This window comes from Marinospirillum sp. (assembly GCF_014859565.1).
Map to the genome: position 1 here is coordinate 1 of NZ_JACUUA010000119.1, position 10,982 is coordinate 10,982.

Here is a 10,982-nt window from a genome sequence, read left to right on the forward strand (position 1 = left end):
TGAATCCTTATAACAAGCCGAGAATCACCTGGCTAGCCTGGTTGGCTTGGGACAGTGAAGCAACACCAGCTTGCTGCAATACCTGCTGTTTGGCCAGATTGGATGTTTCTGTTGCAAAGTCAGCATCCTGAATACGGCTGCGGGCAGCACTCAGGTTCTCAGAATAGATATTGTTACCTGATATAACCGCTTCAAAGCGGTTCATCACCGCACCGAAGGTGGCACGAAACTCAGAAACCACATTGATGGCATCGCGTGTCTGTGAAATGGCAATCTGAGCATCAAGTTGAGTTGTGATGTTGATCGTTTGCTGCTCAGACAAACCGCCTTCAAGAATACTTTTAAGTGCATTTCCGGGGCGCACAGTTGCAGCAACTGCCTGGCCTGCAGAAGTACGTGCAGCGCCAGTGCTGCCAGCTGAAAAGGTAATGGTCTCACCGGCAATGTTGTAAGAGTATTCAATGCCGGAAGTAAATCCTGCAATACCACTAGCAAACTCAGCAAAACGCGCAGTACCCGCATTTTGTGCAAGAACTCTGACGTCGGCAGAAGTCTCACTGAATACCTGATCAGCACCAGCAAAGGTGAGCGTGTTCTTGATCTCGTTCTGGTTTTGGAGACCTCCTTCCAAACCGACACCTATCTGTGCATCACTTCTGTCATTAAAACCTATTTGCAGAATTGAAGATTCAGACGCTGTGCTCAGCAGTTTTTTACCATTGAACTCAGTTGTTTCAACAATGCGTTTGATTTCACTGGTGAGCTGATCCACTTCTTTTTGCAGGCCGGCACGAGCAGCGGTGTTATAGGTGCCGTTAGCAGACTGGATTGCCAGTTCATTAATGCGTTGCAAGTTAGCAGAAACCTGATCAAGTGCACCTTCAGCGGTTTGTGCCATGGAAATACCATCACTGGCATTTCGGGTGGCCATATTCAGGCCGCGGATGTCTTTGGTCTGACTTTGAGCCAGGTAGAGGCCAGCCGCATCATCCTTTGCCGAATTGACTCGCAAGCCAGTTGAAAGCCGCTGAAAAGTAGTTGCTTGCTGTGCCTGAGTGCTGGACAAATTGCGCTGGGCATTTAATGCCGCAATGTTGGTATTAAGAACAAGTGCCATATCTGAACTCCTACGAGTAGTCTAAGCTGCTGGCAAAGATTGACCTCAATGGCGGCAGGTTTTTGCCGCTATCTCAGCTGAAACCAAGGAACCTTCACCTAATTATGATTCTTCCGCTGAGTGTGATGGGTTATTAGCAATTAATATGCCAATTAACCAGATTCTGTCTCGCGCTTTGCAAGGATCTCTTCTGCTTCCTTTTTGATTACACTCCAAGCCTCTGCAATGGGTTTGATCAGATTAATGACCTCATCAATCATGTCGATGTTGTTGCTTGCCATGCCATCAACCAGCTTGCGTCCACAATATTCATACAAATCATCCAGGTTCTGTACTACTTCGCCACCCTTCTCAAAATCTATAGAAGTGCGCAGTTCAATCAGAATCGACTGAGCACGATTAATAGACTGGGTTGCCAGAATGGTATCAGCACGCTGGATAGCACCTTTTGCTGCAGCAAGGCGACCAAGAAGTGACTTGTACAGCATTTCAATTAGTTGGTGGGGGGATGCTTCCAGCACACTGGCCTCAGCGCTGCCGCGTACATACTGCGCAACACCTCTGAGTTGTTTCTTGTAACTCATACAATTTATCCTTTCGGTGTAAAAAGGCACCCTTGGATGCCTTGATCAAAACAAACCGGCTATCTATTTCTTCCTCTGATAACCTGGGAGCGCGTTGATTTGTTGGCCAATATAATTAGCGGTAGAGTTTAGATTAGCGACTAGCCCTTCAATGGAGCTGAACTGTGCGTATAGACGAGCCTCGAAAGACTTTAATCGCATCTCGGTACTCTCAATACGGGTCTCTATCCGTTTGACTTCGAGATTTAAGCCTTCGTTGCGGGATTGAATCAGTCCTTTTTGCAGCTGGCCATTAACAGCGGTAGTTGAGGTAAGTTGGGCTGCAAGGGATGAGAAACGTGCTGCGTACCCAGTTTCTTCGTTACCAAAAACATAGGCGAGCTTGTCAAAATCATCCGCTAGTAATTTATCCAGTGTTGTATTGTCCAGCTCAAGAGTACCGTTTCTGGAGCTGGGGTTATTGGCATCGCCACCGCGCTCCACGAAAGTCTTAACACCTAGTCTACTTAGTGTGTTATCCAGATCGCCATCTTCACCTGTTGGGGTCAGCAGCTCTTTTCGTAAAACGCTTTCAATGGATCGCAAAACACTTTCATTAGAAAGAGGGCCTTTTTTGGCCTCATTCAGGTGTATTACAACATCATTGTATGCCTTCACAAAATTGTTGATACGGTTTTTGATTTCAGCCGTATCGGCAGTCACTGCCAGCGTCCCTTTTTTGTTGTCCGAACTCGCTGCACCCGCTTTTAAAGTGATGTTGACACCAGTGACAACATCATTAAAAACATTGGTGCTGCTGCTACGCTCAATGCCACCTTCAATCAGGATTCTGGCATCCAGTGATGTTTGTTGCAGGTCAGCAGGATTGTAGTCTTTCGATGAAAAGTCAGACTTCAAGTCTGCTGGAAAAATTGGATCGCCGGAAGGGTCTAGAGGGTTATCAGACATGGAAACAGTAAAGCGAGATTCGTCACCCGTACCGATAGTGTTGATGGATAAACGTGCTCCATCACCATCCTGAATCAGGTTGGCTTGTACCAGCCCTTTTAAGCGAGGGTCATCATTGATTGCTTTGCGTACACCGTCTAAAGAGCGGTCAGTCAGGCTGTTAATATCAATGGTGACTGTCAGCGGGTTGCCGTCAGCATCTTTTAAGCCTTCAATGGGATTGTTGTTGGCATCTTTTACATCCGCGCCGGAAATGGTCAGGGTTCCGCTTAAAGGATTAACAGCTTCCCCGCTGGTATTTTTTTCATTATTAATTTTTGCAGACACAAAGCGATAATTTTTTGCCTCGCTAAGTACCTCAATGGCGTAATTGCCATTAGTAGCGCCTGCTTCTCGGCTTGCAGTTGCCGTAAATAAATTGGCATTGGTTGATTTAGCTGAGAGCAGAGCAAACTTGTCTTCACCCTTCAGTTTTTCCATGGCTGATCTTAGTGCATCCATGCGACTTGTTAGCTGGCCATAAGCGCTGATCTGAGCTTTAGCAAAATCACGATCGCGCTGTAAAAACTGTAAAGGGCGAGACTCAGCTGCCACACTGGCCTCAACAATCTGTTGAACCGGTATGCCAGAGCCGATACCGTTAAAACTGATGCTCGACATAATGCTGCTCCTCGTTTTAATCGACCTGAGTAATCAGGCTAAGGGTTTCACCACGAATCAGTTGTTCGCGTCTCTTTAGCACATCCTCCGAAGGATACTGACGGATCACTTCGTCAGTTTTTGTGTTCAAGACTCGGACGATGATGTCATCTGTTTTTTCATGAATTTCAAATCGCAAGCCACGATTGTAGGAATAGAGGGCACTGTTGATTTCATCCAGTACCTGCCGCAGTTCTTCGGCATCCATTACAGGCTGTTCTGTTTCTTTTGGTTGTTCTTTAACAGGCTTTTCTTCTTCTTTCGGCTGACTGGCTGCCTCAACCTGGCCTACTGGGCGAGCACTTTCTACAGGTGTGATCACCTTCTGAGTAGGTGAAGACAAGCCCGATTTGTCTGCTAAGTTGTTGCTCAGCGGGAAATCAGTGTTCATTCTGCCCCTCCGCAGTTGCGGTCAAGTATCACACTTATTAATTAGTATATCGGAAGGATGAGTGAAAACTTTAATGAAAAAAATGCTGGCTACAGTTGCAGCGCATGTACAAGTGCTGCAGGCTGGTTCAGGTTTTTGCCAACAAGTGCCAGTTGCAAGTTCTGCAGCTTGATGGGGTTGCTGTTGACATTGCGTGCAAATAGGTAAATCAGGCGTGTCGCATCATCGACCGTTAGCTGCTGTTGATGAGCGCCCAGTCCGGCCAGGAGTGTACGAATAAGTAGATAACGAGTGATTAAATCCAGCCAGCCATCACTGATGCGTCTTTTGCTGATCGGAAAGAGTGAAGTCAGTAACCAGTTCACCAGTAGGTTTTCCAGTAACCACGGGTGGCTTTTCTCCAGTGAGCACAGATAATCGCGCCGTGCCTGTTCTAACTTCTCCAGGGTTGCACTATTTATATCTGCTGTTTCCTTAATACCTAGCCCTGTTTTTATTTTGGTGATTTCTTCCTGAAAACGCCCCGCCTTCTGCGGCATACCCAATAGGTTTTGTAGGATAACCAGTGGCAGACCGCCGGCTTCACTTTCTTTTAACATCAGCACTTGCTTGTCAAAATACTGCTCATTAATCAAATCAGAGAACAGCGTCAGCAGATCATTCATACTGACTTCACTGGAGTCGCCTTCCTCCAGTAGTTTTTCTGCACGCTGAATCAGCAGTGTTGCCACATTACCAGATTATCATCACCCAGCGAATGATAGATGCGTGGGTAGAGTGCACAGGTTGAACTTAAAGCCTCTGCACCAAACTGTTTTTGTATTTTGCATAGCCCGCTGGTGTCTTGCAGTTCACATTGCTCATTTTCTGGTTTCATCTTTAATGAGGCGGGGGCTGAATCTTTTGTGGCTAAATCACTATTGTTTTTAAGAAAGGGTTGAACCAGGCGGCTGATATCCGGATGGGTGGTATAGATCTGCAGCGTGGCTGGATCAATACTCACTGTCCAGCCGTGGCAACAGTCATCAGGGCATTTGGGGCCAGTACACATAAATTCCTGGGCGTACTTGGGGGCGAGTAGTTCTTTTTGCATAATAGCTATCCTGAACAAAGAGCGAAAAAACCCCCAGCCTTGCGGCTGAGGGTTTGACAGCATTAAAGCTGTAGGTAAGCGGTAAAGCCGAAGCTTACAGCAGACCCAGCACCACCTGAGAGGAAGCGTTCGCCTGACCCAGAGCAGCAACACCCGCCTGCTGCAGAACCTGGTTTTTAGCCAAGTTAGAGGTTTCAGTTGCAAAGTCAGCATCCTGAATACGGCTACGGGCTGCTTGCAGGTTTTCAGAGTAAATCTGGTTACCGGAGATCACCGCTTCAAAACGGTTTTGAACCGCACCAAAGGTGGCACGTAACTCAGAAACGACGTCAATTGCTTGGCGAGTCTGAGTGATGGCGACTTGAGCACCTACTTGTGTGGAGATGTCAATTGTTTCTTTTTCTGTAAGGGTGCCCTTGAGGATGCTTTCAAGTGCATTACCTACGTCAGTGCTGGCTTTTACGGCAGCTGAAGCGCTTAGTTGTGCGGAGTTCAAGGTCTTGAAATCACCGGCAGCACCTGTACCCGCATTTGCAGAAGACCAAGAGAAAGTTTTGCCGGCTAAAATAACCTCTGCGCCACTAGCAAGAGCAGTAAGTGCTGCTTTACCCGCTTCGCCTGCTGATTTTTGTGCTGAAGCTAATGTTTGAAATGTTTTGGTGTCATCCAAGCCTGCCCAAGTAAACTCTTTTTTAATATTGTCTTGGGCGATAATGCCGCCTTGCAAACCTACGCTGATTTGTGAGTTGTCTTTATCTTTGAAACTGACCTGCAGTGTCAGGCTTTTTGCTTCATCGTTCAGCAGCTTCTGGCCGTTGAACTCGGTACTTTCAACAATACGCTTGATTTCCTGTGTCAGGGCATCCACTTCTTTCTGCAGACCTTCACGGGCAGCAGTGTTGTAAGTGCCGTTGGATGACTGAATAGCCAGTTCGTTAATGCGCTGCAGGTTGGTGCCAATCTGTGCCAAGTTGCCTTCAGCAGTCTGAGCCATGGAAATACCGTCGCCGGCATTACGTGTTGCCATGCCCAGGCCGCGGATATCTTTGGTCTGAGATTGAGCCAGGTACAAACCACCGGCATCATCTTTGGCGGAGTTTACACGCAGACCAGTCGACAGGCGCTGAAAGGTTTGTGCTTGTGAAGCCTGAGTGGCTGCCAGGTTACGCTGACCGTTAAGGGCAGCAACGTTGGTATTGATTACTAGAGACATGGTGTCGCTCCTGTACTCATGTTATGAGGGTTTTGTCTTCTGACACTTTTACTATCGGCTTGCTTTGCAGTAACTTTAGCCATCCGGTTTAATTTTTTTTGAGTAGTGCCAGCCAAGGCTGTAGCTCGGGATTATCCTCTTCAATCAACCATGTTACTGCCTGCGGAGAGCTGCTGCTAATCAACTCAATAAGGTCGCTGTCAGCAACCAGCCAGTGGTCGATAATGTGCTGATAGGGTTGCCACTGCTGCCATTCCTGTTCACTGGCAATAACAAGATGATACTGCAGCAGATCTGGCAGCAGCTCTTTAGTGGCCGCAAGGCTATGGATGATATTATCTGGTTTTCCGGTTAACAACAGGTGATCAGGGGCTGCTCTGCCTAATTCTGCAGGGCTTATGGGTGGGGTCTCAGTGCTCGCCAGGTAGCTGTAGTGCATTTCTGAAATCACTTCTTTATGGATCAGATTTTTAATCTGCCCGGAAATAAAAGTCATCGCTGTAGCTTGCTCCCGAGTCATATCCAGATTACAGAAGAGTACGCGGGTGCGCTGTTGGTAAGCTGGATGCCAGGGGCCAGATAACAGGTTGTCCGGCTCGTTGCCTGCGCCCCGGAGTGCCAGGTTCGGGTTATAGGCTGGATCATTACATAAGAGTTTAAACCAGCGCTGGCGGAAAGCGACCTGCTCTTTGCGACTGCTGGCAGCTTGTTCCAGAACACCACGGCTACCTAAAGCAAAAGTTACTTCAGGTGTCCAGATCAGTTTTTTACCATTCAAGCAAAAACGAAGTAGCAGATCATTCATCGAGAGTAGGCTGTGGTACTCAGGGTCAAGGCCCTCTTGTGCAAGGTATTCTGCTCTTTTAATGGCTAAAAAAGCTGGATTCAGCGAGTTAAAGCTCTGAGTGCACCAGGCGCGTTGCAAACCCGGTAACTCTTGCTCCAGAAAGAACCCACGGTAAAGGTCGCCGATTAAACCATCTTTACCAAGAATCTGACCGGCACTTTTCAGGCGAGCCAGTGTATCCACCAAACGCGGGCCTGCTGCGGCAACATCCTGGCGTGATAACTGATCCAGCAACGGCTCGAGCCACTGATCATGTGCGGCACGTATATCGGGGTAGGTAAGAATAAACACTTCAGCTGAGGTCTGCTCAACTAACTGCTGCCAGGCTTTTGCTACCCCATGCCAACCACCACTCAGTTGAATGGTTTGCGTGGTGGTGAATTGAACATCATGGTGGGCAAGCCAGTTCTGCACCTGCTCGGATGAATAGGGTGATCCAATAGTTAGTTGTAGCCGCTCATCCCAGTGTTCTTTAAAAGTCAGCAGGCAGCGCAGCAGGTGTTCGTCCAGGTGAGACGTTGCCAGCAGTAAATCCACCTGCTGTATTGGCGCATTAGTATAAAATTGACAATTGTAAATGCCCGCGTGCAAGCCGGGTTTTATGCTTGCATGAGTAAAGCCCAGTCTTTGTAGATGTTGCGAACGAATGTAGCTGCCAGCTTCTTCAAAATCTGTGTGACTTTGCAGCGCATCGGTAAAGGTGCCACGGTAGTTACAGATAAAAGGTACATGACCAATGGCCGGTAGTGTCATACGCTCTGCCAGCCTGAAAGCCAGATCTTCGTTCTGACGATAACCACAGGCGGTGTACCCCCCAAGGGCTTGCCAGGCATCTTTGCGGAAGGTGATGCAACGATTGACATAATCAGTTGAACGTAACAGATCAAGGTTAAAGTCAGGTTTAAAAATCGGTGAGGCTAATTCGTGGTTGGTACGTGTCTGGTCATCCACTGATTGATTCAGGGTCGCCTCTTTCATCAGTGCTTCATCAGTGTATATAGCCATCCATTCAGGATTAAGGTTAATGTAGTCAGCAAAATGGAAAAGAGCCTGAGGATGAAGCTCATCGCCCGGCCAGATTTGCAGTATCCAGTCTGCTTCCACTGCTGAGCACACTTCGTTGATATCTATAAATGGATTGCTTGATTCAATCCATTGGAGCTTATTGTTATCTGCCGCAAAGGCTTCTGGAGCTGGCTCAGTGGAAATAATGGATACACCAAAGTGACTATAAATCTGTGTCTCCAGGCTTTCCAGCGTATTTGCAAGAGCAGAAAACAGGGTTTTATCCAGCACCAGCACCAGATGAAAAACCGGATGTTGCTGCCATTGCAAGTAGCGCTCTCCCATTAACTGGCCGGTCAGCTCTGTGGGCTTGGTTCTTTCACGCCAGGTTTTGTAAGCATCACTGCGCACAAATCGTGAATCTGTACCTCGCAGGTTAAGCTGATCATAAAAGTTTTCATCCTGACGTGTTTGCTCTGCTAACGAAGGCTCGCCGATAACATCGAGCAAAAGAGCAGTGGCCTGGCGTGTTGCATCCAGTGCCTGAGTCGCCTCAACATAAGCCGTGTTTTCAAAAGCCTGGTCAGCCAGGGTTTCACGCTTTTCTTCGTTCTTGCAGAGGTTAAGCAAGTCATCAGGTAGTGTGGTTGGTGTAGCCTGGATGACTCCGTCATTAGCAGCAAAGCACAGGCCCCCTAAAAAAACCTGACGGGCAATCAGCTCTATCGTTGCCTTGCCCATGGCCATGCTTTCCACGGCAATGCTGGAGCCCGGAGAAACCGTGATGTCAGAAAAAAGCACTACTTTTTCCGGACGATCAAAGATATAGGCCAGATTTTTCTCAATGCCGAGCTTTCGTGCTTTGTTCATCACCTGCTCATAGCTGAACTGGTTGCCCGTTGGTCGATCTTTAATAATAAAAAAGAGTGTACTATCACAGTTCTTGTAAGCATGTTGGCAAGCAGTCAGAAATGCATCCAGGGTTCTTTCGTAGGTTTCCGGATCAGAGGTTGCGTTTTCATTTACTGCATAGGTGGTAAAAAAACTGATAATCAGTGCATCTTCTGGTGGGCTTAAGGTCGTAGCGAGCTGCTCAATATCTGGTAAGTCCAAAGATCGGTAGGTATCCCAGTTAACCATGCCGGTAGTGTGGCGTTGTCCTTTGCCAGTACACAGGTCATCAAGGACTTCGTTGCAACGATCACTGGCTAAAGTGATGTGATCCGATAAAAAATGCCGGATTGAACCGAGATTACGGGCTATGTAGGGGCTATGGCAGAAGTGGATGACAGGCACGTTGCGTGCTTTTGCCCACTGCACCAGAGTAGCCTCATGAATCAGGTATTCCTGATTTACGATTAAGGCACGTATATCCAGCTCATCATTCAGTTTATCGAGCCCTTCGTACAGGCTAATTATTTTCTCTGTTCTTGAGGTGGCTGCTGAAATGAACTGACTGGTTAAATCTGTTGTAAGACCTTGCTGCTCAAACCAGGTTTTAAGCTGCGGTGCTTGCTGACTCAGTGATGTTTGAGCCTCTTTTACTTTAGCTTTAATAGAGTCTTTTTCTTCAGTTTCTTGCAGTTGGTCTTCGATGATATGGGTGGTTGCACCAAACTGATTGCCCAGACGCTGAGTTGTTGCAGCAAAGAGGCGCGGCGTGATCAGATCAAGCTTTTGTCTTTCCAGCAGGGTGTGTAACAAGGTGGCCTGGCGATCCAGCAAGGTGGTAATAATGGCTTGAGTTTTCATAAACAGCCTTAACGTAAGCGTTTAACAGTAGGGTTCAGGGTTGCTGAGATTTTCCGGAATAGCTCTGCACGAAGCGGCGTATAAACTGGAATACCTTTATATTGCAGGGTTTCTGCTTCAAAAGCTTCCAGCCAGCGATCCACCAGAAAACCTTTTTTTCTGTCCAGCAGGCTGTCTCTGTACCAGTCAAGTAAAATCTGTTTTTGCTGCTCATTCAAACTGGTTAAAAGCCATTCTTGCAGCTTTGGTTCAGCTAATTCAAAAAGCCGCAGAATAAACTGGGATGGATAAAGGTGCTCAAAGTGATACTCTAATAAACCTTTAATATCAGGAAGTACTTCAATGTGTTGATTAGAGTGGTAAGCAGGTGCAATACGTTCCTTCCAGTCTTGCATAAAAAGCTGGAATGGCTGATCCACTTCCAGCCAGGTCATTAAGCGCTTCCAGGCGTTAGGTCCACAAAAAGTTTTACTTCCAACCAGGCGTGCAAAATCATCTGAGGCATAGTTCGGGACGGTCATTGTTCATCCTTATAAAGTGTCTTATGTTGCATAAGTGTCTGGCAAAATAAAAAATCAAGCTCAGTGTCAATGTCTACTGAATTTTCCTGACCCATGACCAGTGCATAGCTATTCGGCATAAAAAAGCTCTTGTGCTGCAGTAATAAGGGAGTTTTAGCCAGATAAAATGCACCGTTTATACGGTAATGGGTTGGCAGCTCTTGGCTTCGCTGCCCAAGAATTTCTTTGCTGATGAAGTTATCCATCTTGCACTGATCATCCAGTGTATTACACCACTGAACTGGGTGATCAACGGGGCAAACACTGATGATACTGTCAGTATCTTTTTCTTCCATTAATGCCAGCCCTTTGTCTATATCTGCAGTGCTTCTTAGTGGTGAGGTCGGTTGCAGTAACAGTGTTTGCTCTGGGTAAACCTGCTGGTCATGCAGATGTTGCAGTGCGTGCTCTAACACGGAGTAGGTGCTGGCAGTATCAGTAGCCAGCTCCTTAGGCCGTAACAGTGTCATACACCCTAATTGATCCGCTAGCTTAAGCAGGTTTTGGTCATCACTGGTGACCAGGACACGATCAATTTTTTCAGAGGCTAATGCAGCGTCTAATGTCCACTGAATCAGGGGCTTACCCTGGAGTGGCAGAAGGTTCTTGCCCGGTAATCGCTTGCTGCCTGCTCTTGCAGGAACAATAGCCAGTGTTTTCAATGTGAAGTCAGGCATTAAACAACTCGCTGACATCAGTTTGTGCTTGATTGAAGTCGTCCATGCGACCTATATCCAGCCAGTAGTCTTTCAGTGAGTAGATGTTAACACCGC

At 47.2% G+C, this 10,982-nt stretch carries 10 protein-coding genes; all 10 read right to left on the reverse strand.

The window, feature by feature from the left end; genetic code table 11:
• Window positions 1-7: 7 nt before the first annotated feature.
• Entirely contained in the window at window positions 8-1,117 is a 1,110-nt protein-coding gene (locus IBX50_RS13300; protein WP_292256574.1) for a flagellin, read from the reverse strand.
• 152 nt (window positions 1,118-1,269) lie between these two features.
• Window positions 1,270-1,701 carry a flagellar export chaperone FliS gene (gene fliS, locus IBX50_RS13305; protein ID WP_292256576.1) on the reverse strand — a complete coding sequence of 144 codons (432 nt, stop codon included), beginning with the start codon at window positions 1,699-1,701 and terminating at the stop codon, window positions 1,270-1,272.
• A gap of 63 nt (window positions 1,702-1,764) precedes the next feature.
• Window positions 1,765-3,309, reverse strand: coding sequence for a flagellar filament capping protein FliD (fliD, locus tag IBX50_RS13310; RefSeq protein WP_292256578.1), 1,545 nt, complete (start codon window positions 3,307-3,309; stop codon window positions 1,765-1,767).
• Between the two features lie 16 nt (window positions 3,310-3,325).
• Complete coding sequence (locus IBX50_RS13315) at window positions 3,326-3,739, reverse strand: flagellar protein FlaG (RefSeq protein WP_292256580.1); 414 nt, start codon at window positions 3,737-3,739, stop codon at window positions 3,326-3,328.
• Between the two features lie 89 nt (window positions 3,740-3,828).
• The gene (locus tag IBX50_RS13320; RefSeq protein ID WP_292256582.1) at window positions 3,829-4,470 is read right to left on the reverse strand and encodes a hypothetical protein; all 642 of its coding nucleotides are present in this window, start codon (window positions 4,468-4,470) and stop codon (window positions 3,829-3,831) included.
• Window positions 4,455-4,832 (reverse strand): flagellin lysine-N-methylase, encoded by a 378-nt coding sequence (fliB, locus tag IBX50_RS13325; RefSeq protein ID WP_292256584.1) that lies wholly within the window; start codon window positions 4,830-4,832, stop codon window positions 4,455-4,457. Before fliB ends, IBX50_RS13320 begins: the two co-directional genes overlap by 16 nt.
• 94 nt (window positions 4,833-4,926) lie before the next feature.
• Window positions 4,927-6,045 carry a flagellin gene (locus IBX50_RS13330; RefSeq protein WP_292256586.1) on the reverse strand — a complete coding sequence of 373 codons (1,119 nt, stop codon included), beginning with the start codon at window positions 6,043-6,045 and terminating at the stop codon, window positions 4,927-4,929.
• A gap of 88 nt (window positions 6,046-6,133) precedes the next feature.
• Window positions 6,134-9,649 carry a hypothetical protein gene (locus IBX50_RS13335; RefSeq protein ID WP_292256588.1) on the reverse strand — a complete coding sequence of 1,172 codons (3,516 nt, stop codon included), beginning with the start codon at window positions 9,647-9,649 and terminating at the stop codon, window positions 6,134-6,136.
• Window positions 9,650-9,657: 8 nt separating this feature from the next.
• Window positions 9,658-10,170, reverse strand: coding sequence for a hypothetical protein (locus tag IBX50_RS13340; RefSeq protein ID WP_292256590.1), 513 nt, complete (start codon window positions 10,168-10,170; stop codon window positions 9,658-9,660).
• Complete coding sequence (locus tag IBX50_RS13345; RefSeq protein WP_292256591.1) at window positions 10,167-10,886, reverse strand: 2-C-methyl-D-erythritol 4-phosphate cytidylyltransferase; 720 nt, start codon at window positions 10,884-10,886, stop codon at window positions 10,167-10,169. The genes IBX50_RS13340 and IBX50_RS13345 overlap by 4 nt, the downstream gene beginning before the upstream one ends.
• Window positions 10,887-10,982: the final 96 nt, after the last annotated feature.